Consider the following 25,128-nt stretch of genomic DNA (forward strand, 5'->3'; position numbering starts at 1 on the left):
CCTTATTTTAAGGAAGAATTGATAAAGCTGCCTAAACTTTCTCTGGAAGGAGTGTCGGAAGTTTTCAAATACTTCGCCATCTCTTCTCTTTCTAAAGCTTTATCGAAATCCTTGATAGACAGAGAGATCTTCTTGTTTTTGGAATCGATCTTAACTACGGCACATTTTACGATATCGCCAGGTTTATAAGATTCAGCCAAGTTGGTGTCTTTTCCACCAGGGATCTCGGAGATATGAACCAGTCCTTCGAAACCAGGTTCGATCTCTACGAACATACCGAAATCAACGATACTTTTGATCTTTCCTTGAACAACTGAACCGATAGGATAACGATTTCTTAATGCTTCGTAAGGATGCTCTTGCAGTTGTTTTAACCCGCAGGAAATTCTTTGAGCATCAAAATTGATATCTAGGATAATATATTTAACCTCTTCTCCTTTTTTAAGTAGAGAAGTTGGGTTCTTTTGTTTTTCATCCCAAGTGATATCGCTGATGTGGATCAGACCTTCGATGCCGTTTTCCACTTCAACGAATGCGCCGTATTTAGTAATACCTGTAACTTTTCCGGTCAGAACATTTCCAACTCTAACTTCAGGACCTAAAGCATCCCAAGGATTCGGTTGAAGTTGTTTTAAACCTAAAGATAATCTTCTGCTTTCGAAGTCGATGTCCAGGATAAGAGCTTCTACCTCTTGTCCTTTTTTCAGAAGTTCTTTTGGATGAGGAGGTTTTTTAGCCCAAGTCAATTCAGAAGTATGGATTAAACCTTCTAAACCTTCTTTTAGTTCTACGAATGCACCAAAGTTAGTTAAAGAAGTAACGGTTCCACGGATGACCATGTCTTTTTCCAAGGAACGTTTTGCCCAAACCCAAGGATCTTCATACAGTTGTTTGAGTCCTAATGCGAGTTTGTTGTTCTCCTTCTCCATTTCAAGGATTTGAAGTTCAATCTCTTGTCCGATGGTGAAGTATTGTTTGAATGGTGCGAATTTTTTATAAGAGATATCTCTTTGTCTGAGAAGTCCTACAACTCCTTCCAGATCACAGAAAACTCCGAAGCTTGCAATTTTGGAAACGGTTGCTTTAACTTTGTCTCCAACATTTACTTTAAGAGCAAGAGCGTCCCATTTCTCATTATTCACTTCGTCTAGAAGTTTTTTTCTGGAAACAACTCCGGAACGGGTGCGTTCGTTGATCTCGATCACTTTAAAATCGAGTTCTACACCTTTGTAATTTTCTCCATCGGAGAATTTATAACTAAGTTGAGAAGCTGGAAGGAAAAGTTCAGAACCTTCTACGTTAACGATGTAACCTTTCCCTTTGATCTCATTTACCAAACGTCCACTGACTTGGTAATTATTTTTGAATGCGTCTTTAACAACTTCCCAACCTTTTCTTTGGTCGGCTTCTTTTTTAGAAAGGATACATCCAGAGTCAGTAGACTCTTTTCTTTTTACGAGTGCAGTGACTATGGATCCAAGTTCCGGTTTTTCGTCGAACTCGGAGCGAGGAATTCTTCCCTCTTGTTTCAATCCTTCGATTGCCACATAGACGTTATCGTTGTCTACGGATACGACTTTACCTTCGACCACTTGGTCTTTGCGAATTTCGGCTTCGTCGTTTTTCTTTTCTTCCCACTGTTTGAAAACTTCTGCAAAAGTGGACTTGTCTTGTTGGCTACTCATACGGATTGAAATACTCGGTGTTTGATTGGGATTAGTGCGAATCGTTATAAATGCCAGAGTCTAGGCACCCAAGGATCTTACTAATTACACTATTTTTTGGCAGGTTATCTGTGTCAATGAGGATTGCGTCCTCCGCTTTCCGGAGAGGGGCGATTTCCCTTTCCGTATCGGATTTGTCACGGATCACGATCTCTTTTTCGATTTCTTCTAAATCAGAACGAATACCTTGCTCTAATAATTGATTATATCTTCTTTCGGCCCTAACTCTGGAAGAAGCTGTCAGAAAGAATTTGTAACGAGCGTCCGGAAATACATGGGTACCTATGTCTCTACCATCCATCACCAATCGATGAGTTTGAGACAACATTCTCAATTGAGAATTTACGAATTCCCTGAATACAGCTTTGTCGGCGATGTATTTGATCTCTCTTGTGATCTCAGGAGTTCTGATTTCAACGGAAACATCTTCTCCATTTAAGAAGATATGATTTTCCCCTGTTTCTGAAAATTCGCAGAAAATTTTTACACCTTCGGTAAGTGGTAGGAACTCCTTACCGGACAACCAATCCGAAAAGGAAATAGAAGAATTTTTGGATTTATAGATCTTATAAATATGAAGAGTTAATGCACGGTAGAATGCTCCTGAATCCAAATATTCGAATCCAAGTTTTTTAGAAAGTTCGCGAGCCACTGTGCTCTTTCCAGTTCCAGCAGGCCCATCTAATGCGATCACGTTTTCAGTCATTGCACAAAACCTTCCAATAAAGATTCGAATCCGGGAAAAGAAGTTTCGATCCAAGAAGTTTCGTCCGGACGAATTTCCAAACCGCTCACTGCCTTTAAGATCATAAAACTCATCGCGATCCTATGATCCATCTTAGTAAAAATATCTACTGAGTTTCCGGAAAGCCAGGAAGAAAGTTCGGAAGAATTTACACTGGAACCAATTTCTGGGATCTCGTATCCGTCAGGATATTCGTGAACTGTAATCCCTAAATTTCGAAGATTTTCTACCATTGCGGAAATTCGATCCGATTCTTTTGCACGTAATTCTTCCGCATGACGAATGATAAATCCACCTTTTGCAAATAGACCTGCGATCGTCAGGATTGGAATCTCATCAATAAGAGAAGGGATCCATTCTTCTTTAATTTCAGAAAAACGTAAATTAGAAGAGACCGCTTCCAGATCTCCTACAGGTTCCCCACATTCTATTCTCTTATTATGGACCAAAATTTTTGCGCCCATTGCTTCCAGTGCATGAAGAATTCCGATGCGAGAAGGATTTAATCCCACATTTTTTACAAGAACAGAACCTTCTTTTAATAAAACTCCAAGCACTAAGAAAAAAGCTGCTGAGGAAATATCTCCAGGCACCTTAAACTCCTTTGCTTCGAATGTATAAGGAGGCTCCATCTTAAAATGAGTAGGAGAAAGATATGTCAGCTTGTTTCCCAAAAACCGGAACATATTCTCGGTATGATCTCTGGAAAGAATATCTTCTTCGTATTCCAATGAAGTCTCAGAAGCCATAGCAGCTAACATCAGACAGGATTTCACCTGAGCAGAAGCAATCGGACTTTTATAATGGAAGTTCGAAAGTTTTTTTCCAATAATTTCCAAAGGAGCCTTATCATCCTTACCGGAGATGGAAGCACCCATAGAATTTAAAGGTTTTATAATACGGGACATCGGTCTTTTTTGAAGTGAATGGTCCCCAGTTAAGGTAGCCTTGATTCCTTGGAGTCCGCAGAGTAATCCGGCGGATAATCTGATCCCAGTTCCTGCATTCCCGAAATCCAAAACGTCTTTAGGAGATTGAAGGGATTGTTTACCTGGACTAGTAAAAACATATTCTCCTTTTGAGATCTTCTCCACTTTCAAACCGAGCTGAGTGAAAGCTTTCATTGTATTCAAGGGGTCTTCTGCTTCTAAAAACCCGGAAACATGAGAGGTCCCTTTGGATAATACGGAGAATAATACGCTTCTATGAGAAAGAGATTTATCTCCCGGAACTGTGATCTCTCTTCCGGAAGATTTAAGGATTCTTGGAATCATTTTGTTTTTTTAAAATTGCGTCCCTATCTATACGAGATTTTTCCATGAAGGACTCCCAATGTTTTAGGTCGAGCGGCTTTTCTGGGTTTAATTCTGAAAGGAGTTTATCCAATCGATCCTTATAATCCAAAAGTGCCTTATAGATCTCCTCTTGGTTTGAAGAAAAGATAGGTGACCACATTTTAGGATTAGAACCTGCAATCCGAGTCATATCCCTGAATCCCCCACCCGTCAAAGGCAAAGGGGAATTTTGGGTAAATTCCCTTACACACCCGTTTTCCCAGACCCAATTTGTCATAAGAGAAGAGATCAAATGAGGAACATGAGAAACATAGGACAGGATCTTATCATGATCATGTGCAGGAATTTCAGTGGTGGACATTCCAAGGAATTTCCAAAAATTTTCTATCTTAGAATATGCTTCATCAGTAGCACCTTTTGGTTTAGTCAGGATACAAAGTCTGTTTTCATACAGATCTACATTTGCAAATTCTAAACCTGATTCCTCAGAACCACACATTGGATGAGAAGAAATATATCTATGTTCTCCGGTAAGAACTGATTCCACTGCATGAACGATCTCTTGTTTAGTGGAACCCATATCAGTCAAAAGACCTTTGAATCCGGAAGGGAGTTTTGAGATCACTGTTACGGTAGTATCTACCGGAACTCCGAAAACGATTAGATCGTATGATTCCCAATCTGGGGATTTGGAAAATTCATCCGAAGTAAAAATTTTATCAGCTGATTTAAGACGGATCCCCTTCTCCTTACTGGAAGGAGATCCTACCACTCCCACAATCTCTGCAGAAGAGTTCTTTTTTCGTAAGGCCAAGGAAAGGGAGGCACCCATCATTCCCAGGCCGTAAATCAGGATTTTAGAAAAATCGGTTTTCACGGGTTAGGTGGAGAGATCGGATAAGATCCCAAAATCCTGAGATAGATTGTATTTTCTTTTAATACGTTTAGGACCTCTTCTATCTGAGGATCCTTTTTATGACCTAAGAAATCTATGAAGAAATTATACTCCCAAGAAGTCCTGCGCGTAGGCCTGGACTCTATCTTGGTCATATTGATACCTTTATCAAAGATAGGTCTTAATACTTTGTATAAAGATCCCGGTTTATCCGGGATCGAGAATACTACAGAGGTCTTGTCGTTTCCGGTCGGAGGACATTGGTTTTTACCGATGATCAAAAATCTGGTGGTATTGTCCGACATATCTTCAATCGACTCTCGAACTAGATCCAAACCGTAAATTTCAGCAGCGATAGAAGAAGCTACTGCAGCACATGCTTCTTTCTTCTCCGCAACAATACTTGCCGCCCTAGAAGTAGAAGGAGTTTCCGAAACTTCTACATGAGGGAGGTTCGCAGCGATCCAATTTCGGCACTGAGAGTTTGCGATCTTGATCCCGTATAAGGTTTTGATCTTAGAAAGATCATGTTCGTATCCTAAAAGATTCAAATGTATCTTAAGATAAATTTCAGAATAAATATTTAGATCAGAAACTAAGAACTGATCCAAAGTAGAGTTCACAAGTCCTTCGGAAGAATTTTCCACAGGAACAACTCCGTAATCCGCTTTATCAGTTTCCACCGCGCGGAACACTTCCGGAATAGAAGGAAATTCGGTAGCCTCAACAGAAGTTCCGAATCTTGCACGAACTGCTTGGTGAGAAAAAGATCCTTCCGGTCCTAGATAACCGATCTTTAAACCCTTCTCCACGGAGAAGGAGCCGGACATGATCTCTCTATAAATTGCAATTAATACCTTGTCCGGAAGTGGTCCTCCATTCAGTCCAAGGATTTTTTCGTAAACGTCCTTCTCTCTATCAGGGCGATAGATAGGTTCGTTATTCTCTCTTTTAATCTCTCCGATCTCGGAGGCAATCTCCGCCCTGGCCTGGATAGCCTTTACGATTTCTTTGTCCAGGGAATCTATCTTGTCCCGGAACTCTTTCAGTTTGTCGTTATTCTTGGCCATTCTCTATCAAATCATCCAGGTTTTCGAATTTTAATTCCTTCACTTCCACAGGTGCGGGTAAATCGGTCAGTTTATTTAATCCGAAATGTATTAAAAAATCTTTCGTAGTTCCATACAAAGCCGGTCTTCCAGGAACTTCTTTATTACCAACCGGTTTAACCAGTTTTTTAGATATGAGAGAAGTTACCATCGCTCTGGAAGAAACTCCGCGAATATCATCAATTTCAGATAATGTGATAGGCTGTTTATAAGCGATGATCGCTAAAGTATCCAAACTGGAACGTGAAAGTTGTTCTCTCTTCTTCTCTTTGAAGAGCCTTGCTAAAATTTCAGAATATTTTTCGTTCGTAGAAAATTGATAAGCACCTGCGATCTCTCTAAGAACGAATCCTCCGTCCTTCTCTTGGTAGTCCAAGATCAGCTCGTCTAATATATCACGAGCTTCCTGTTTTTCGCAGTCTATGGATTTTGCGATACTGGCTAGTTTAAGCGGCTCTCCGGAAAGGAAAAGCAGCGCTTCTATCAGTCCTTTTAAGCCGGCTTTGTCGCGTTCCACGGTTCTCCCACCAAGAATATACGGATTTCGCCGAAAGTTTTATGCTGGCGGATGGATACAATTCTCTGTTTGCAGAGCTCCAACATTGCCAGAAAGACGGCTACTATCTCGGCTTTCTCCGGCTTGACCGTAGAAAACAATTCTTCAAAGGAGATATCCGAACGTTCGACGAGCAGTTCGGAAATGGTACCCATCTTTTCTTCGACAGAATACCGGTGGGGCGCGGTAAGTAAAGCGGGAATCTCAGCTTCGTCTTCCCGTTTTTCCAAGATCTCGTTAAATGCGGAGATCAGGTCTAGAAGGCTTAGATCCAGCCAGGATTCGGACTCGTCTATAACCTGATTGGTCTCTCTGGAAAATACTCCGGCTTGGACCTTATCCACATCCCCCATTTTTTGGGCGGTTAATTGGAATTTTTTATGTTCTAAAAGTTTTTCGACCAGTTCGGGTGGAAGAGGAGGATCATAATCTTCTTCTTCGAAACCTGGATCGGGTAATAATGCTTTAGATTTGAGATAAACTAAATTAGCGGCCATAAGAGCGTATTCCGCTCCCATGTCTATATGAATACTTGCAGAAATCTTAATGAAGTTTAGAAAGTCTTGGGTGATTTGAGAAAGGGATACTTCAAATATATCCACCTTATAACTTTCTATAAGAGACCAGAGAAGACTTAAAGGTCCCTCCGTAATACCACCTTCGGAATTGTTCCATTGAACTACGAAGGATTGTGTGGCGTTTTCTCTCTCCATCTCTTTATGAATTCAGTGCTTTTTCTGCCGCCTGTTGCAATCTTTCAGGTGAGAAAGGTTTTACTACGAAATCCTTCACTCCCATCTTGATCGCTTTCGCAAGAAGTTCTTCCTGACCAAGAGCAGTTACCATAATGATACGTGCTTTCGGATCTAATTTAAAAATTTCCTGGGCTGCTTCGATCCCGTCTTTTTCTCTCATGGTGATATCCATGGTGACTAGGTCCGGCTTGATCGCTTTGTACTGATCAACAGCGATGTTTCCGTTTTCGGCCTCGCCGACGATCTCATGCCCTCCGGCGACGAGTGCGTCCTTCACCATGGTCCTCATGAATTTTGCATCGTCTACTACGAGAATTCTGGCCATAATTTTAGTTTCCCCTTTCTTTAAGAATGGAAAGTATCCTTGATGTTATTGCGCTTACTGGTTCTACGAACTGAACCCCACCCATTTCGATGGCTTGGCGATTCATTCCGAAGATCACGGAGCTGTCCTCGTCTTGGGCAACAGTAGAAGCTCCAGTCTCTCTCATTCTGAGAGTCGCTGCCGCTCCATCTTTTCCCATGCCGGTCATAATCACACCGACTAAGGCGCTCCCGTATTCCCGGATTGCGCTGTCGAATAAAACTTCGACTGAGGGCCTGTGTCCATTTACCAACGCTTCCCTACCTAAGGCAATCCATTTACGTCCTGCCTTAGATTCGATCTTCAAATGTGCATCACCCGGCGCCACGTAACCTGTTCCGGGACGAACTTCTTCTCCGTCCTCGGCTTCCTTTACTGTAATTTTAGAGTGATCATTTAAACGAGAAGCAAAAGCTTTCGTAAAACCCACAGGCATATGTTGTACGACGAAAATTGGTAGATGAAAATTCTCCGGAAAATCAGAAAAAACAGTCTGTAATGCCTTAGGACCACCGGTTGATGTCCCGATACAAACCGCTTCCACGGTTTTCTTTTCGTCCTTGAAAATTTTACTTTTGACCGTTTCTACGATTTTTTTGGGATCAAGCCCCGCATGACTTGGTCTTAAGCTATCGAAATAAGCGAGTATTCTATTTTTGAGAACTGTTCCGATTTCTTCCGGATTAAATTGATTACTAGAAGAAGGTTTAGGAACGAAATCTATTGCTCCGTATTCTAATGCTTTGAAAGTTGCATCAGCTCCATGTTGTGTTAGAACGGAGAGCATCATTACCGGAATACCCAATTTCCGTTTCTGCAGTTCTTGGAGCGCAGTTAGCCCATCCATCACAGGCATCTCTACATCTAAAATTACAAGGTCTGGTCGTAGCTTAGTGGCAAGTTCAATACAATCCACTCCGGTTTTACCGGTAGCTATAACTTGGATCCGACTTTCTTTTTTGATCTGGTCCGAAATAATATTTCGCACCAAGAGAGAGTCATCTATGATTACGACCCGAATCGACCCGTCCGCGGGAGTTCCTACCACGACAAAATCCTAGTGTTTAAAATTTCGGAAGCAAATCCATGAGTTCATCGAAGTCCGGAAGGAATAAAAGTACTCCTAACAGGTTGTTTCCCTCATGATTAAATTCAGTAAGCATGCTCAAGAACTTAGTTCTTTCCGGTTTTACAACATCCAAAACTTCGAGGAAGGTTCCTTCCACAAGTTCCGGAACATCCGGCATCACGCCCACTTTCGCCTTATTGGAAATAGAGTTCAAAACAGAGGCACAAACGATGTTTGCGATCTCAGACAGTACACTTCGAGTATCATCATCCAAAGTATCTCCGATCGGATTAGAATCTAAAAGTTCTCTGGCAAGATTTTTGGCATTTTCCCTGGAGAACATCATAAGCATGTTCCCGTTCAGATCTCCGGTCATTCTGACCTTCATTCCGTAGAATTTATCGTCAGAGAAACGGATCTCGGAAGCCAAACCTTCTTTATCATTCATGATAATTTCAGGAATAAACAGATCCACGTTCCTATTTAGGATCTGAGAAAGTACCATACCGGCATTCATCATACCGGTATTAACTACGGATTCGATTTTTTTGATCTGTTCCTTGCTCAGGTTTCCTGTGAATTCTTTAGAGTGAGAAACAGCCATCATTCTCTGTTTTTTCTGCTCCAAGAAACCTTCTATAATATGATCCGCTCTTTTTCTTTCTTCGTCAGAAACCGGAGAATCAGAGATCAATTCGTTGATATGGGATCTGTAAGCCTCTTCCATTCCTTCTTTTTTAGCAGCAGGTCTTTCCAGAACCGCAGTATTGGAAGAAAGTTCGGAAGGAGTTTCAGTGGAAGTGATGAGCTTATCCTCGGAAGGACGGATCTCCATAGTGGTCTTGATCGGAGTGGAAGAAATTTCTCTCTCGAGTTCTTCTTTCGCTACAATTACCTTTTTGGATTCTTCCGATTTTTTACGTTCGCTCTTCTTGCGACGTTCTCTTTCACGAGTAGTAATCTCGTGTAATTTATGATTATAAACGTTAGTAGGGTTGGAAGTTTTTTGGATATACTTCTCTTCTTCCGTTTCGATAGTTCGGATCGTACTGATACGTTTCATCGTTTCCAGATGATAGTTCACGTATCTTGCATTCTCTTCCAACTCGGCGGCAAATTCCACAAGTCCCGGAATATCTAAGACCATGATAATAGTTCCGTCTCCCATGATGGAAGCTCCGGTAAGCCCTTTGATATTTTTGAAGTTTTTCTCCAAAGACTTGATGACTGTCTCGTGTTTTCCAACAAGTTCATCTACCATGAAGCCTAACTTGCGGCCCTTGTATTGAACGATAACAACTGGGAATTCTTCCCTGTCTGTTTTGTCCTGAAGACCCAAGATACGATTCAATCTGTAGATAGGAAGAACCTCCCCTCTCAAATTGATGATCTCGTTTCCTTCCAGAGTAGTGATCTGTTCGTTGTTTACCTTGATGGTCTCGTTCACTTCCGAAAGTGGGAAAGCATACACTTCTTCTTCCATTACAATCAGAATTGAAGGAATGATTGCAAGCGCCTGAGGGAAAGATAGAACAAATGAAGTTCCGGATCCTTTCTGGGATTGGATCAGAATTTTGCCTTTGAATTCTTGGATGAGGCTATTGACCACATTCATCCCAACACCACGACCGGAAATATCGGTGATCTTGTCCGCAGTGGAGAAACCAGGAGCAAAGATGAATTGGTAAATATCACTTTCTTCTAAAGCAGCCGCGTCGGTTTCGGAAACAAGCCCCTTCTCAATTGCTTTTTTGCGGATCTTTTCTAGATCCAGTCCGCGACCATCGTCACGGATCTCTACCATAATATTGCTACCGCCCTGGTAAGCATTCAGTTCTACAATTCCGGTTTCAGGTTTTCCCAATCTTTTTCTTTCTTCCGGAGATTCGATACCATGATCCACAGAGTTCCGGATCAAGTGGAGAAGTGGTTCCCCCAATGCATCGATAACTTTTTTGTCCAACTCGGTGGACTCTCCATTCAGGACCAGATCCACCGTTTTTCCGGTTTCCAAAGAAAGGTCTCTGACCAAACGAGAGAAACGACGGAAGACAGTGGAAATCGGGACCATCCGAATATTCATGATACCGGACTGAAGTTCCTTAGAAATACGATTGATCAGATCGATACGACCTTTGAGTTCGTTAAATAACTGATCGTCCCCAAATGTGCGAAGAAGGTCATCGTAAATTTTCTGGAAGCCTGAGTTAGTGATCACAAGCTCACCCACATTATTCATGAGTTGATCCAGTTTGTCGGAAGATACTTTAATACTTTTTAAAGTAACTTTAGCCTCACTACTTCTTTCTTCCTCATCGAGTTGGTAGGAAGAAGAAGCTCCGGATTCGGAATAACCGCTAAGCTTAAACTCTTGGATCATCAGATTTTCCACCATGTCCACATTAGCAGCTTTGGTTAGTTCTTCTTGAGACTCAGAGCTTACGATAAGAATAGAAAGATACGGTGCCTCGGTTCCATTCTCCAATTCTTCTGCACTTGGTTTAGTACGGAATACATGGCCCAAGTTTTTCAGGTTTTGAACAATTAGAGTATAACGTAAACCTTTCATCGGGGAATCTTTTTTAAGTCCCACTTTTAAGAGCCAAGGTTTTCCGGAACCATTACGAAGGATTTCTTCTAATTCTTTTTGGTCATCCGCATCCAGATCAATTCCATTGCCGGGAATCTCTTCTTGTTTTGCAACTGGAGTTGCGGATTGAGAAACTGATCTTGCTTGGGAACTCGGAGCAGAAGCAACATCCGGATTTTTTTCGTAAGCTTCCAATCGTTGGATCATTTCCGTATAAGGAGTATCTACTTTTTTACCTGCAGCAACATTCACGATCACATTCTTGATCAAATCAAAACATTGGAATAGTAGATTTACCAGAGATAGATTAACTGCAAGTTTTCCATCTCGGATACTTTGGAGAAGATTCTCCATCTTGTGGGCGAGGTCGGAAAGATTATACAATCCAACGAAAGCGGCAGAACTTTTTAAAGAGTGAGCCGCGCGGAAAATATCATTGATCGTCTGAGGATTGGACTGGTCCTTTTCTAGTTTTAGAAGGTTCGCATTTAGTTCTTCTATCTGGTCTTCGGACTCTTCCAAAAAGAGTTCTGTGTATTCGCCAAGTACTCCTGCCATTTACGCTTCCTCCCCTGCATAATCCATTACCTTGGAAAGATTCAAGTTTAGGATAAGAGATTCTTCGAACTGGCTGACTGATTCTATAAGTTCGCTATAATTTACACTCAGGTCTTCGTCTGCTTGACTGACCTTGTCTTTCCGGATCTTAACAACTTGTTTTACCGAGTCAACTAGGAGACCTGCCCTTTTTTCTCCAGTGACAACTACAATGATCCGAGTGGAAGGAAGAATATCACAAAAACCTAATCCGAAAAGTTCCTTCAGATCCATGATCGGAATGATCTCACCTCTTAAGTTGATCACCCCTAATATAAAACCTTCTACATTAGGAATTCTTGTAATAGGCACCGGTTTTAGGATCTCGTGGATATAAAGAATATCGATCCCGAAAATTTCCTTATCCACTTCGAATGTGAGAAATTCCTGGATAGTATCCAGCTCTTTCTCTTCTTGGTTTTGTTCCGCGTGGTTGTTTTTATCTATGGTTTTCACCGGTTCTCCGCCACTTACTCTTTCAAAACGGAAACTTTGGGCACAAGTTTCCGGCTTAGTACATTGTCGACACGGAGCCCCCTGAAAAAGAAACTCCCTATCGAATTATCCGACTGATTTTTCTCCCATTTTACCGGGAAAGCAATGGTTTTTTTTCTCTGTAATCACAGTACCTGCTTTTAGATCATGGGGCTCCTCAGAAAAATCGCAAGGGTATAGGTCCTCAAAAGAAAGGCCAATCATTTTTTCGGAAAGTATATCCTTTAGAGAACGATCATAAAAACCTTTCCCCCTACCAAGCCTTGCCCCCTCCCCATTCCAACCCAAGGCGGGCACGATAATCCAGTCTGCATCTTCCGGTTTTAATAAACCTTCTCCGGTTGGTTCTAAAATGCCAAATGCACCCGAGGAAAATCCTAAACCTGATCTGAATTCAAGTCCTGAATTTGTTACTTTTGGAAAAAATATGTCCAAACCGAAACTTCCTAACTGTAAAGAAGGACCTAACGGTAGAAAAGGAGAAATCTCAAAATCATCAGCAACATAGGAGATGATTTTTAATTGGGGAGAAGATGAGCTATGTCTCAGAAATTTCAAAAGATTGGAGCGAATATTTTCTTCTTTTTCCTTCCTGGAAGGAACTCCCAAGAGAAGAGATTTAATATTTTTTCTGGCTTCCGATTTAGAAACCAAATCAAAGATCTCCGATCAAACCTTCTTCTAAAAGAGTGATCAATTTTTTAGTCTTCTCTTCCGCTTCCGGAGAAGAAGGTCCTGATTCGTCGGTTTTGTTTTTGGATTGTTCCAATTCGTCTGCGAAGTTTAAAGCAGCGAGCACCGCGAGTTTCAATTTAGGTGCATTAGGCATTCCCAATTGTAACTCACGGATTTTTCGGTCTACCAATTCGGCGAGCCTATGGATGTATTCCGGATCGGTATCGCCTACAATGGTATAGTCGTCGCCCAGTATACGAGCTTTGACTCTTTCACTCATAAAAATTACTTAGGATCGTCTTCGATGACTAAGAAGTCGTCGTCTTCATCCGCATCGAAAACGCTGATCGCGTCATCATCATCTTCGATAATGATATCATCATCGTCAGCAGAAACAGGACTGAAGTCGTCGATAGGTTCATCAGTGATGATAATCTCGTCATCTCCTCCGGAAGAATCCGAAGATTCAGTTAGAACAGAAATATCATCGTCTTCGTCGTCTAGAAGAATGATCTCATCGTCTTCGTTAAAATCTTCCTCGGAAGAATCTCTGACTACGGATGGAGCAGCAGAAGCTGCCGCCGCTCCTGCAACTGCACCAGCTGCAGCACCAGTAGCAAAAGAAGAACTTGAACTAGGCTTAGGTGAAGAAGAAGATGAGGATCCGCTGCCGGAAGCAGGAAGACCATCCAAACGTCCCAAAAGCTGATTGATCTTAGCTTCGAGTGCACGTTCTCTTTCTTTGATTCCTTCCAACTCTGCGTTTGCTTTTTGGAGTTGTTCGCGGAGAGAAGAAAGCTCTTTTTCTTTCTCTTCCATCGCCAGTTTCATCTGGTCGTTTTCCGCGCGGAGAGATTCGTTTTCTGTTTCCAGGCGACCGTTTTCCGCCCGAAGGTCGCTAATGAGTTCGAGTGCTTTTAGGACTTTACTCTCGAGCTCCTCAATTGTCTCCATAGTTAACATAGTGCGAACCTCGTTCTCCTTAGTTGGAGTGGTTTATTTTGTAAAATTACACTTAGAGCGAAATTCCGCCTAAATATTTGAGACCTGCCTATTCGGCAAAATCCATCCCATTTTTCATCTTTCTCAAAAAGAGAAAAACCTTTTTTTCTAAAAACAAAGAAAGCCCGTAGAATTACGGGCTTTTTCAGGCGGGAAGATCCGAAAATCCGGACCCTCCTAAGGGCGAATATTGATTACGCCGCTACCTTGATTTTTTCAACCAGAGCGTTGAAAGTTTCTTTGTCGCTAAACGCAAGTTCGGCCAGGGCTTTTCTATCCAAAGAAATATTGGCTTTTTTCAATCCGTACATGAATTGAGAATAAGAAAGTCCAGCTTCGCGAGCAGCAGCATTGATACGGATAATCCAAAGTTTGCGGAAATCACGTTTTTTTGCTCTTCTGTCTCTATACGCCCACTGACCCGCTTTCATTACTGCGGATTTCGCAGTTCTGTAAAGTTTGGATCTTGCTCCTCTAAAACCTTTTGCGGTTTTTAGGATTTTTTTACGACGATTCTTGTGTATGGTTCCGTTTGTTGCGCGTGGCATTATCGAACTCCGTAAGGCATGAGTCTAACGATTGCTTTCCAATCCGCATCCACTACCAAGGTCATTCCTCTAAGACGACGACGTCTTTTAGGTCCTTTTTTGGTAAGAATGTGACGGGTGTTCATACTCTTCCGTTTTATTTTATTATTTTTGGAAAACTTGAACCGTTTAGCTGCGGCTCTATTTGTTTTAAGCTTAGGCATTTCCCCTACCTCGATAATTCCTGAATATTTACTCTATTGCTTTGCAGCAAGAGGTGTGATAACTACAACGATTTGGCGGCCGTCTAACACTGGTTCTCTTTCCGGAGTACCGACCGATTTCAAATCTTCTACCATTCGATTGACTACGTTCATCCCGAGTTCGGAGTGCATCATTTCACGACCGCGAAAGCGAAGGCTGACTTTAACTTTGTCACCTTTTTGAAGAAACTCCACTGCGTGGCGTCTTTTAATATCGTAATCATGTTGTTCGATCCTTGGACGGATCTTCACTTCTTTCACGTTGATTACGTGTTGTTTCTTCTTAGCTTCCTTACTCTTTTTAAGTAGTTCGAACTTATATTTACCGTAATCGATGATCTTGCAGACGTGAATCTCTTGGTCACCGGATACTTCTACCAGATCCAAGTTCTCTTCTTTAGCACGTCGTAATGCTTCGTCAAAAGAAACGATCATTGCACCGTCATCCGACACCAATCTTACTTGGGATACCCCTGTAATTTTCTCATTAATTCTATGAGTAAATAGCTTATCGGTGGGTTTCGGTTGAGGCCTCTTCTGCATTCAATCTCCGGTTTTTTCCAATTTTTTGGCTAGTAGGCTAGCTTTCAAGCGATTTTCTCTACGGATAGCCTAGTTCATCAAGTAGAATTTAGTTCAAAGTCCTTCTGAGACTTCCTTTTCCAGTAAAGAGCGGAACTCGGAATAAGACATAGAAATTGTTTCTTCTGAGCCTCGTTTTCGAACCGCAACTGTGCCGGAATCCTTCTCTTTTTGGCCCAATACCAGAAGGTAATTTGCCTTTTTCAGGATAGAATCTCGGATCTTTGCGCCGATCTTCTCATTTCGGAAATCCCCTTCTGCCCTAAAACCGGAATCGATCAGATTTTTTAAGATCTCGGATCCGTATTCCTGCACATTTTCAGTTACGGTTAGAACACGTATCTGGTTAGGAGAGAGCCAAAGTGGAAACTTACCTTCGAAATGTTCGATCAGTATCCCGATAAATCTTTCTAAGGAACCATAGATTGCTCTATGAACCATGACCGGTCTTTTTTTGGCGCCATCAGAATCAGTATAATCCAATTCGAAACGATCCGGCATGGAGAAGTCTATTTGAACGGTTCCGCATTGCCACATTCTTCCAATAGAATCCTTGATATTGAATTCTATTTTAGGTCCGTAGAATGCACCTTCCCCTTCTTTGATCGCGTAGGGAATTCCTCTTTTTTCCAAAGCTTGCTTGAGAGCGTTGGTAGCAAATTCCCAATCTTCGTCCTTTCCTTGTGATTTTTCGGGACGAGTTGCGATATAAGTTTTAAATTCTTGGAATCCGAACTTCTTATACACATTAAAAGTGAAGTCGATGATATCCAGCACTTCTGCTTCCAGATATTCCAAAGGTGCATAGATATGTGCGTCGTCTTGAGTGAATGCTCTTACTCTAAAAAGTCCATGAAGAACCCCGTGCAACTCGTGACGATGCACACTTCCTAATTCAGCAAATCTAAGAGGAAGTTCTCTATAAGAATGAAGATGGTGTTTATAGATCAAACTACAACCAGGACAATTCATCGGCTTGATCGCGAATTCTTCTTCGTCGATATCAACGAAATACATATTCTCGTTGAAGTTATCCCAGTGACCGCTTCTTCTCCATAACTCCGAAGAAAGAACTGCAGGAGTTTTGATCTCTTGGTACCCACGCTTAGCACATTCTTTACGAATATAATCCGCTAATGCATTCCAAAGAGTAGTTCCCTTGGGATGCCAGAAAGGAAAACCAGGAGCCTCCGGTTGGAAAGAGAATAGATCCATTTCCTTTCCAATCTTTCTGTGATCTCTCTTCTTAGCCTCTTCCAGTTGGAAAACATACTCGTCCAATTCCTTTTTACTTGGGAATGCGATCCCGTAAATTCGGGTGAGCATACGATTGTTTTTGTCCGCTTTCCAGTAAGCTCCGGAAAGTGCAGTCAACTTGAATGCTTTCAGAAATCCGGAGCGAGGAATATGAGGTCCTCTACAAAGGTCGAACCATTCCCCCATTCCGTAGATAGAAACTTTGTCGTCAGGAATTTGGCCAACGATCTCTACCTTATAGGTCTCTCCCATTTTTTCGAAAACGGAGATCGCTTCCTTTTTGTCCCAAACTTTGCGAAAAACTTCGTGGTCATTATCTACGATCTTCTTCATCTCCGCTTCAATCTTTGGAAAATCTTCAGGAGTGATCACGGTTTCGGTAAAATCGATATCGTAATAGAAGAACCCGGGTCCGTTTTCGATCACAGGACCAACTGTTAATTTTGCATCTTTATATAAATTCTGGACCGCCATCCCGAGCAAGTGAGCCGCGGAATGCTGGAAGGTCTCCCAACCTTCTTTGTCTTGGAAGGTCAAAACTTCCAATTTAGGTGTGGTGTTTGGGGTGGTTGTGGAATCAATGGTCCGGCTCAAATCCAAAACGTTTGTGCCATCCAAGCGGACTGCTAACGCCTTGTTCTTTAAGAACGGAAGTTGGGATTCTATAAAATCCTTATATGAGGAACCGGAGGATACTTCTTTAGAACTTCCATCCGGTAAGATAAATTTGACTGACTGATTTTGAACTGCCACAGCTACCCCTGCTTCCATTCCGTCGATACGCGGTTTTTTTCGCAAGCAATCATGGGGCACGCAAAGCCGCGAAGGGGAAAAGATTCTTCAATCGGATATCCAAAATCTTCTTAGCTTTGCGGCTTCGCGTGAAACTTCTTTTTTTGGTTCACGCAAAGGCACGGAGCTCACAAAGATTGTCGCTGCGGAAAGGATGCGAAGGGCTTGTCACGAAGTGACGAGGGCGAATGCCCGAGCCTGTAGCAGCCTGGTCCGAAGCATCGCGAGGAGCCGCCCAACTTTGCTTTATGAACTTGTTGGAGTTCCTACAAAATTCTGGGTGATTCCACTTGACCCTTGCCTTCGCTGCGAAAGCCTGTCCTTAATGAAAGCGTTCTTGGTTTTAGAAAACGGGGACGTATACGAAGGTGAATCCTTCGGCTACGAAACCCAGTCCGTTGGGGAAATCGTCTTTAATACTTCTATGGCGGGTTACCAGGAAATTCTGACTGACCCTTCCTACGCCAATCAAATTGTAACTCTCACCTACCCGATGATCGGAAACTACGGTATCCATCCGGAAAATATGGAATCCGGAAAGATCCAAGCGGCCGGAATGATCGTGAAAGAATATGTGGATCGTCCTTCCAACTTCAAGGCCCAAAAGACATTATCTCAATTTCTAAAAGATTATAAAATTCCAGGGATCCAAGGGATCGACACTCGAAAGTTGACCCGATTCATCCGCACAAATGGAGCTCCTAACGGAGGGATCTTTGTCGCAAATGAATACTCTGATTCTTTTTTAGCACAGGTGAAGAAGTTCCCGGGGATCGCAGACGCAGACCTCGCGAAGGTTGTCACTACTGATAAAAAATACGAGTTCGGATCTGGCTCAGGAAAAAAATATAAACTAGCAGTTTATGATTATGGCGTGAAGACAAATATCCTTCGCCTCTTAGACTCGGCAGGTTTTGCAGTTTCTGTTTACCCTGCTCAAACTCCCGCTTCTGAAATTATGAAAGATGGCGTAGATGCTTTCTTCCTTTCGAATGGTCCTGGAGATCCAGCAGCTTGTACTTACGCAATCGATTCTACAAAAGCCATATTAGAAAATAATTATCCTCTTTTCGGAATCTGCCTAGGCCATCAGATCATTGGCCTAACCTTAGGTAAGAAAACTGAAAAAATGAAATTCGGCCATAGAGGCGGAAACCAACCTGTAAAAAGTTTGGAGACCGGTAGAGTGGAGATTACTTCTCAGAACCATGGCTTTGCTGTGGTTGCGGAAACTTCCGAAAAAGAACCGATTTCTTTTATCAATCTAAACGACGATACTGTAGAAGGTATTTTGAAATCAGGTTATCCTCTTCTGTCGGTCCAATACCATCCGGAAAGTTCTCCAGGTCCGAATGACAGTAGATACTTATTTCAGAAATTCTACGATTTAGTGGATTCAACTAAGAAGAAGTAAAGCTCCAGCCGTGTTGGAATTCCAACACGGGATTGTGAGCGCGGATTTCGTTGACAAATCGGCGACTTTATGGTAGGCGTGTAAGCGCTCTCCCACGAGCCACTCCCCCCTCCCGAACCTGGGCGGGGGCGGCCTTAGAAAAATGTAGGAACTCCTACAAGGATCTATCTCGGCGGGTAGCTCTTAAGCTTTTCCAAATACTTAGCAAGATTGCCGATATGTTGTTTAGCTCCTTCGATTGCTCCATATTTTTCATTCAATCTTTCAAGTTCATCTTTGCTCGGGAAGATCTGCTCCATCGTTAAGTTCGTGCCCTCTCCGACTTCTTCGAATATAATCTTAGATTCAAAATGAACATCCTGATCGCCTTCACCGTCTCCAAGATGTGTGTAGAGAATATGATAAGGCTTCTTGATATCAGTGAATTGGATCTTATTCTTATAATCATGTCCATCCGGCCCATGCATGATAAATTCCCATATTCCGCCGTTTGTAAAATCCATATGCTTAGTAGTTAATGTAAATCCGTCCGGCCCCCACCATTCTCCAAGATGTTCCGGCATTGACCATACTTCGAAGAGAAGTTCTGTCGATACGTCAAAATATCTTTTATAAATGACCTTGTTACCTTCGATAGTTGTTTCCACGTTATTTTTTATCACGGGCTCTCTCCTTTTTAACCTTTAATACGTATCGATCCAACTTATCCAGGCGCTTATTCCATAGATCGATTATATCCAGCAGCCAATCTTCCATTTCATTAATGCTCGATCCGTTAAGACTATAGATACGTTTTTGCGCTTCCTTCTTCATGTTGAGGACCTTGGCGCTTTTTAGAACTTTCAAATGATGAGAAATGGCAGGTGGGCTTATCTCAAAATTTTGCCCGATCTCGGTCGAAGTAAGTTCTCCATTTTTAGCCACCAATCTCACTATTTCCCTTCTTGTATCATCTGCAAGGGCGGCAAAAGCATTCATAATCTATTATTTAAATGATTATTTAATTAAGTCAATGTTTAATTAAATACTTATCAAAATATATTCAATCTTTTGGGAAATTTGGCTAACGATCAAAAATGCCAGTCTCCTTAAAAAGGAGACTGAACTTCAAAAGAGTTATTTGAATTACGAGAAATATTAAGGGATATCGGAAATGTAGGAATTCCTACATGAATCCGATGTTGAGGGTCTTGTTGACGAAGAAAGGAATTTGTGATATGGGAAACTGAGCTCTCCCACGGGCCACTCCCCCCACCCGAACCTGGGCGGGGGCGATCTTGATACCACTGTAGGAATTCCTACAGCACAATCCAGATAAACTAAATCAAGATTCTTCGATCAGTTCCAACATTCTTTCTTTCTCTCTGCTATCTGCAGGATAACAAAGAGTCTGATTGGCTGTTGAAGTCTGGAAGTCTTTGTTCTTTCTATCCAATTCTACAATTCTGTTTCGGATCTTACGAACTACGATCTGGGTCTCTTCTCTGTCTTTTCCGTCCAGGACGACCACGTATTTTCCCTGGCCGACTCTATAACAATAATCTGTTTCTCCCAGATTTTCCTGTATGGATGCTCTGAGTTCTTCGCAGTAATGAGCAAAAAATCCAGCACCTTTGATACGGACCATTCTGGTTGCATTCTGGACTTTGAAAACTGTAAGACTGAAAGGTGTCCCTATCTTGGAAGCTCTTGAGATCGCCTCGTCTATTCTGGATTCTACAGGACTGAATGGATCTCTAAATACAGCGTCTCTTTCTTCCAGCATTAATAAATTGGAAAGAACTGGAGAAGCAATTTCGGAAATCCCTACTGCAGTTTCTCGGTCAGTATCTGTCCAAGGCCTTTCGGTTTCATGGATGAATAACATTCCCACAAGCCAGTTCAAATTTAAGAACGGAAGAATGTCGAAATCATGCATGAGTCCTATCTCATCATTGGATAATTGAGATAACAATTCTGGATTTTTTCTGAAATTTGCGATCCTGAAAACTCCAGGCACGTTAGCAACTATTCCAACCAAGTTAGAATCTAATCCGAGTCTGAACTTTCCGGAAGTATCAGGCGTAAGAAGGTTTGTTCCAAAGACTTTGTATTCTTTTCTGCTGCTTCTATCTAAAAGTAAGAAACTCCAACGTCTTAAGCCTAGTTCTTTTTTTAATACTTCGACTAAATAGTCATATGCCTCGTCCATATCGCGGACTCCGGCAAGATCTCTTGCAGTAGCGAGTATCCTCTCGTTACTTTTGACAATTTGGTTCAGGCGTTCATTTTCTACGTGAAGTGCTTCCAGGTCCATGATCCTTCTTAATACGGATCCGGCCATTTCTCCTACGATCTTTAAGAACTCCAGATCCTCGATCGTGTAATCTTCACCTTCGACAGTCTTACTTAATATTATAATTCCATAAAACTCGTCGTAACTACGAATTGGGACAAGCATCTCTGCTTCGGTTTTTTCCAGGATCTCTTTTTCTTTTTTAGGAGGAGAATGTTTTAAGACCTCTTTTGCATAAACGACTGAAGGAGTTTTTAACGCAGCTTGGTAACTCTCATCCCCTACTTCCAAAACCCAGTCAGGATCTGCTCCAATCCCTTGCGCCTCCACAACTCGGAGCACATCGTATTCTCCATTTGTGGAAGAGAATATTACAATAGATTCAGCGCCGATCTGTCCTTGGATGGAAAAGCTTAGGTTTTCGAAGAAATTAGTAAAATCCTTTGATGCGGAGATCTCTTTTGATATTTCGAATGCAGATAAATAGTTCTCTAACTTTTTGCGAGAAGCGATCTGCAAATCGATAGGCAATGTAGAATAATCGGAATCATCATCAAATAAGAACTGAGCATTTTCAGTATCGCTCTGTTCTTTGTTGAAAGGACGACCCGCTTCCTGGCTTGCTTGGTTCTCGGCATCCTTGACCCAATCATCGAATGGATCCTTGATAGCATCAGGTTTGGAAAGTCCGGAAGGAATCTTTTCTTCCTCTTTTGCTTCTTCAGCTTTGGATAATAATCCTTTGCTTGGAGTTTCTTCAGGAAGTTCTCCAAAATCCGCACCAAGATCAGAATCCTCTAACCCTAACCCAAGATCGGGGTCTATTTCAAAATCCGATTCTTCTTCTGCAGAAGAACCGAAATCTGTGGAAGATAGATCAAAGTCACTGTTTGCATCTTCTCCGAAACTTTCCTCACCGAAAGCGGTATCAGGAAAGGAAACTTCTGCATCCGAATCTTCTCCTGCGAAAGTATTATTCGAAGTGTCCGCACCAAAATCGATATCTCCGAAATCTGCAGAAGGTGAATCAAAACTAAAATCTTCCTCGGAGGAAGTGGAAGCAGTTGCGGGTTCAAAGTTAGTAGGGTCTTCGTAAGCAGAAGCGACCTTCTCTTTTCTTCCGCCAAAATCCATTGCTTTTTCTAAAAGACCTTTGGCACGTACTGCCATGGACTTTTTTAAAAGAGAAGGTTTTTCCTCTCCTGAAATTGCAACCGAAGAGGAAGAGTTTTTAGTTCCGGATTCTAAATTCCCGGAACGAATGAGGCGAGTGACCTTGTCTAACAGACCCATCGTCAAACGCCGATTTGTTTCATTAATTTCTTATAAAGTTCGAAATAGTCGGAACGAGAGAAGTCACGGATCATATCGTCCGGAAGATTTCCGAGTAACTCATCTAAATAAAGAAGAATTCGTTTCATCTCATCTTGAGTCGGAATTGCCTCGCCTGTTTCAGATTCTTCTGCGGCAGCTCCAGCATTGCGGATCTCTTCTATTGGAGAAAGTTCGTTCTCATCCGCATACTCATCTAAGATAAAGTTCAGTTCAGGTTCCGGAGCCAATTTCTCTATAGTTGGGATAATCTCTCCGCCTACATCATCCGCAAAATCCAAACCTGAAATTTGGATATCATCCTCAAAGGAGCCTAATGCATTTAAGTCATTTGCTTCAGGAGGAGAAGATAATAAAGAATCTAAGTCTTCCGAATTTACTCCTTCAGGAGTTTCGTCGGAGAGTAAATTTCCCAGTTCATCATTGGATAATGTGATTGGTTCGTCTGCTTCTTCCCCTAGATCCCAGTCGGAAGGTGCAGCAACTGCATTTTCTTCTCCTGCAGAAAGATCATTTAGATCCGCAACAGGTCCGTCCCAATCTATATCATAATCAGAAGATACATCAGGCGTTCCTATATCGTCTAACTCGTTGATCGGAAGTGAAATCGGTTCGTCCGAATCTTCCATCAGATCGGAAGAAGCCGTTTCGACTTCAGGTTCTTCTTCCAACAAATGTCCTAACTCGTCTTCAGAAAGTGCAATTGGCTCATCTGCTTCTGAGTCTAAACTAAAGTCCCCGAATTCAATAGGAGCAGCATCATCATGCTCTAATGGTGGAGCATCCGCGAATATATCCGCATCGGAAGCTTCTTCTTCTCCGGAAGATAATAGATCTCCGAGCTCGTCGTCTGAAAGTGCGATCGGTTCGTCTTCTTCCGAATCTAAGGAAGAAACTGTTTCTTCTTCTCCGGAAAGTAAGTTTCCAAGTTCATCGTCCGAAAGTGCAATCGGTTCGTTATCGTCTAAGTCGGAAGAAAGGTCTAAAGAAGTCCCGGTATGTTCTTCTTCCTCTTCTGTTCCGGAAGATAATAAATTCCCAAGCTCATCGTCTGAAAGTGCAATCGCTTCATCCGGATCGGAATTTTCGGAGAAGAAATCTTTTTCGGATGTTTCTGTAGGAGAGAAATCCATCAGATCGGAATCGGAACTTCCTAATATATCTTCGTCACTTGCGGAAGTGAAGTCTCCCAAAGTTTCTTCGAATGCTTTTTCTTCGGACTTAGCGCTATCCTCGAAATCTCCCAGATCCAATCCTGTATCCAGTGGATTTTCTTCCTCGCTCATTCCGAAATTATCAAAATCGGAAACAGGAAGAGATATAGATTCTTCTTCTCCACCGAATTCGTCTTTAGGTCCGTCCGGCTCAGAATCAAAATTAAAATCGCTTAGGTCTAGTTCAGAAGACGAGTCTCCTCCTTCTTCCATTCCAAATTCCGACTCTGCTGTAGGAGCTCCTACAGAATCCAGATCGTCTAGTTGGATACTTTCGATTTCGTCCTCATCTCCTGAGGATAATAAATTCCCAAGTTCGTCGTCAGAGAGAGCGATAGGCTCATTCGCTTCTTCTTCTTCCATGTCTAAATCGGAAGAAGTATGTTCTTCTGCTACGGAACCAAGATCCAGGTCTCCGAAATCTCCCATTTCATCGAAAGAACTTTTGTTTTCAGAAGAATCACCATCACCTTCTAAAAGATGATCCAACTCATCCGTAGAAAGTGCGATGTTCTCTTCTTCTTCACCTTCGAAGTTGATATCTTCAGTCAATTCGGAAGAAGGCATGGAGATATCGTCTCCACCCAGATCCCCAAATCCTTCTTCTTCCATGTTCGGACTGAAGTCCTCTGCCATGATATCATCTAACTCATGCTCAGAAAGGGAAATTGGACCTTCGTCATCGGATACTATTTCGTCTTCGAATGTTTTGGAACCGGAATCTTCCGGAGCAGAAACTTCTTCATCGTCCATGGAGAAGTCTGCAAGGTTAGAACCTATATCAATATTATGTAATTCATCATCTGAAAGTGAGATCGGTGCCTCGTCGTCCAGGTCTGCGTCTGAGAGCCCAACTACTTCGTCTTGGTCGGATGAGTCTCCGCCCCAATCAAAAGGTTGGTCGTCTGAATGGAATGCGGAAGAAGGAACATCTCCAGGCTGGGAGAAATCTCCCAAGTCTAAGGAACCTAAGTCTCCGAACGCATCCTCATGATTTTCAGGAGAAGAAGAAGGAGATGATTCTTTCCAAGAAGGAGCGGAGGAAGAAGATGTTGGAGGAGAATTCAGATCATCATCGATGTCCAGAAGTCTATCGATCTCAGCATCGATCATTGGATCAGTGAGTTCGAAATCAAAATCCTCATCCAAATGGACGGACTCATCTAATTGGCTTAGGTCTGAGCCAAAATCGGTTTCTTCAGGTTCGAAACTAGGAATATCATCCGGATAATCATCTCCGGATGAAGCGAGTAATTCCTCAAAGCCTTCGCTGTCTGGAGAATCTCCCGGAACGGAATCGAAATTAAAATCGGAGGAATCGCCATCGCTAGCTAAGAGAGAATCTATTTCGTCCAAGCTCATTTCACTCGGATCAAAATCCTCTCCATTTCCAGCTGGAAACCCCTCTCCCTCGTCTATCGTAAAATCGTCCGCCATGCTTCCTACAGTATGCTAAAAATCCGTCTGTCTAATTCGGAGGATCTCCTAAGTTGCAGGAAATACAATCCGAAAAAATTCCAAGAGAGTCCCCTTATATTAGAAGACCTTCTCGTATATGGGAACTTCTTCGGGCTTAACCGATAGAAGTGTCCCTTAATAAT

23 protein-coding genes are annotated in these 25,128 nt (G+C 42.2%); 1 reads left to right on the forward strand and 22 read right to left on the reverse strand.

All coding sequences use genetic code 11. From position 1 onward, the window contains the following. Nucleotides 1–2: 2 nt before the first annotated feature. The 18 genes from EHO65_RS05355 to thrS all read right to left on the reverse strand — a co-directional run bounded on the left by EHO65_RS05355 (nt 3) and on the right by thrS (nt 17,271). Nucleotides 3–1,727 carry a 30S ribosomal protein S1 gene (locus EHO65_RS05355; RefSeq protein ID WP_279632286.1) on the reverse strand — a complete coding sequence of 575 codons (1,725 nt, stop codon included), beginning with the start codon at nt 1,725–1,727 and terminating at the stop codon, nt 3–5. Further along, on the reverse strand, nt 1,717–2,430 hold the full coding sequence (gene cmk / locus EHO65_RS05360; protein ID WP_135773129.1) for a (d)CMP kinase: 714 nt from the start codon (nt 2,428–2,430) through the stop codon (nt 1,717–1,719). The genes EHO65_RS05355 and cmk overlap by 11 nt, the downstream gene beginning before the upstream one ends. After that, a complete protein-coding gene (gene aroA, locus EHO65_RS05365; protein WP_135773130.1) occupies nt 2,427–3,743 on the reverse strand; it encodes a 3-phosphoshikimate 1-carboxyvinyltransferase in 1,317 nt (438 codons plus the stop codon). Before aroA ends, cmk begins: the two co-directional genes overlap by 4 nt. Beyond that, nucleotides 3,724–4,641 carry a prephenate dehydrogenase gene (locus EHO65_RS05370; protein WP_135773131.1) on the reverse strand — a complete coding sequence of 306 codons (918 nt, stop codon included), beginning with the start codon at nt 4,639–4,641 and terminating at the stop codon, nt 3,724–3,726. The genes aroA and EHO65_RS05370 overlap by 20 nt, the downstream gene beginning before the upstream one ends. Next, nucleotides 4,638–5,729, reverse strand: coding sequence for a prephenate dehydratase (gene pheA, locus EHO65_RS05375; protein WP_135773132.1), 1,092 nt, complete (start codon nt 5,727–5,729; stop codon nt 4,638–4,640). The genes EHO65_RS05370 and pheA overlap by 4 nt, the downstream gene beginning before the upstream one ends. After that, nucleotides 5,716–6,255: an SMC-Scp complex subunit ScpB gene (gene scpB, locus EHO65_RS05380; protein WP_411550350.1), complete on the reverse strand. Its 540-nt coding sequence runs from the start codon at nt 6,253–6,255 to the stop codon at nt 5,716–5,718. The genes pheA and scpB overlap by 14 nt, the downstream gene beginning before the upstream one ends. A gap of 5 nt (nt 6,256–6,260) precedes the next feature. After that, nucleotides 6,261–7,037 (reverse strand): segregation and condensation protein A, encoded by a 777-nt coding sequence (locus EHO65_RS05385; RefSeq protein ID WP_135628630.1) that lies wholly within the window; start codon nt 7,035–7,037, stop codon nt 6,261–6,263. 4 nt (nt 7,038–7,041) lie between these two features. Further along, entirely contained in the window at nt 7,042–7,404 is a 363-nt protein-coding gene (locus EHO65_RS05390; protein ID WP_008594408.1) for a response regulator, read from the reverse strand. A 4-nt stretch (nt 7,405–7,408) separates the two neighbouring features. Then, nucleotides 7,409–8,491 (reverse strand): protein-glutamate methylesterase/protein-glutamine glutaminase, encoded by a 1,083-nt coding sequence (locus tag EHO65_RS05395; RefSeq protein WP_135773133.1) that lies wholly within the window; start codon nt 8,489–8,491, stop codon nt 7,409–7,411. Nucleotides 8,492–8,507: 16 nt separating this feature from the next. Next, nucleotides 8,508–11,660, reverse strand: a complete 3,153-nt coding sequence (locus EHO65_RS05400; protein ID WP_135773134.1) for a chemotaxis protein CheW — start codon at nt 11,658–11,660, stop codon at nt 8,508–8,510. Next, nucleotides 11,661–12,146, reverse strand: coding sequence for a chemotaxis protein CheW (locus EHO65_RS05405; protein WP_411550349.1), 486 nt, complete (start codon nt 12,144–12,146; stop codon nt 11,661–11,663). It lies immediately after the preceding gene. 114 nt (nt 12,147–12,260) lie between these two features. Next, nucleotides 12,261–12,848 (reverse strand): 5-formyltetrahydrofolate cyclo-ligase, encoded by a 588-nt coding sequence (locus EHO65_RS05410; protein ID WP_135773135.1) that lies wholly within the window; start codon nt 12,846–12,848, stop codon nt 12,261–12,263. Between the two features lies 1 nt (nt 12,849). Next, nucleotides 12,850–13,149 (reverse strand): cell division protein ZapA, encoded by a 300-nt coding sequence (locus EHO65_RS05415; RefSeq protein ID WP_135773136.1) that lies wholly within the window; start codon nt 13,147–13,149, stop codon nt 12,850–12,852. Between the two features lie 5 nt (nt 13,150–13,154). Further along, a complete protein-coding gene (locus EHO65_RS05420) occupies nt 13,155–13,832 on the reverse strand; it encodes a hypothetical protein (protein WP_135773137.1) in 678 nt (225 codons plus the stop codon). 233 nt (nt 13,833–14,065) lie between these two features. Continuing rightward, nucleotides 14,066–14,419, reverse strand: coding sequence for a 50S ribosomal protein L20 (rplT, locus tag EHO65_RS05425; RefSeq protein WP_008595819.1), 354 nt, complete (start codon nt 14,417–14,419; stop codon nt 14,066–14,068). Beyond that, on the reverse strand, nt 14,419–14,622 hold the full coding sequence (gene rpmI, locus EHO65_RS05430) for a 50S ribosomal protein L35 (RefSeq protein WP_010514334.1): 204 nt from the start codon (nt 14,620–14,622) through the stop codon (nt 14,419–14,421). The genes rplT and rpmI overlap by 1 nt, the downstream gene beginning before the upstream one ends. A 33-nt stretch (nt 14,623–14,655) precedes the next feature. Beyond that, on the reverse strand, nt 14,656–15,204 hold the full coding sequence (gene infC, locus EHO65_RS05435) for a translation initiation factor IF-3 (RefSeq protein ID WP_135773138.1): 549 nt from the start codon (nt 15,202–15,204) through the stop codon (nt 14,656–14,658). A 93-nt stretch (nt 15,205–15,297) separates the two neighbouring features. Then, entirely contained in the window at nt 15,298–17,271 is a 1,974-nt protein-coding gene (gene thrS / locus EHO65_RS05440) for a threonine--tRNA ligase (protein ID WP_135773139.1), read from the reverse strand. Nucleotides 17,272–17,617: 346 nt separating this feature from the next. Between thrS and carA the strand changes: the two genes are divergently transcribed. Further along, nucleotides 17,618–18,706, forward strand: coding sequence for a glutamine-hydrolyzing carbamoyl-phosphate synthase small subunit (gene carA / locus EHO65_RS05445; protein WP_135773140.1), 1,089 nt, complete (start codon nt 17,618–17,620; stop codon nt 18,704–18,706). 164 nt (nt 18,707–18,870) lie between these two features. On the opposite strand, the gene EHO65_RS05450 is transcribed toward carA, so the two are convergent. From EHO65_RS05450 to EHO65_RS05465, 4 genes are all read right to left on the reverse strand, one after another. Next, nucleotides 18,871–19,368 carry an SRPBCC family protein gene (locus EHO65_RS05450; RefSeq protein WP_135773141.1) on the reverse strand — a complete coding sequence of 166 codons (498 nt, stop codon included), beginning with the start codon at nt 19,366–19,368 and terminating at the stop codon, nt 18,871–18,873. Then, the gene (locus tag EHO65_RS05455) at nt 19,355–19,684 is read right to left on the reverse strand and encodes a metalloregulator ArsR/SmtB family transcription factor (protein ID WP_135773142.1); all 330 of its coding nucleotides are present in this window, start codon (nt 19,682–19,684) and stop codon (nt 19,355–19,357) included. The genes EHO65_RS05450 and EHO65_RS05455 overlap by 14 nt, the downstream gene beginning before the upstream one ends. Before the next feature lie 346 nt (nt 19,685–20,030). Beyond that, nucleotides 20,031–22,274: a GAF domain-containing protein gene (locus EHO65_RS05460; RefSeq protein WP_135773143.1), complete on the reverse strand. Its 2,244-nt coding sequence runs from the start codon at nt 22,272–22,274 to the stop codon at nt 20,031–20,033. Nucleotides 22,275–22,276: 2 nt separating this feature from the next. Next, nucleotides 22,277–24,964, reverse strand: coding sequence for a midas domain-containing protein (locus EHO65_RS05465; protein ID WP_135773144.1), 2,688 nt, complete (start codon nt 24,962–24,964; stop codon nt 22,277–22,279). Nucleotides 24,965–25,128: the final 164 nt, after the last annotated feature.

It is taken from the genome of Leptospira andrefontaineae (assembly GCF_004770105.1).
GTDB lineage: Bacteria > Spirochaetota > Leptospiria > Leptospirales > Leptospiraceae > Leptospira_B > Leptospira_B andrefontaineae.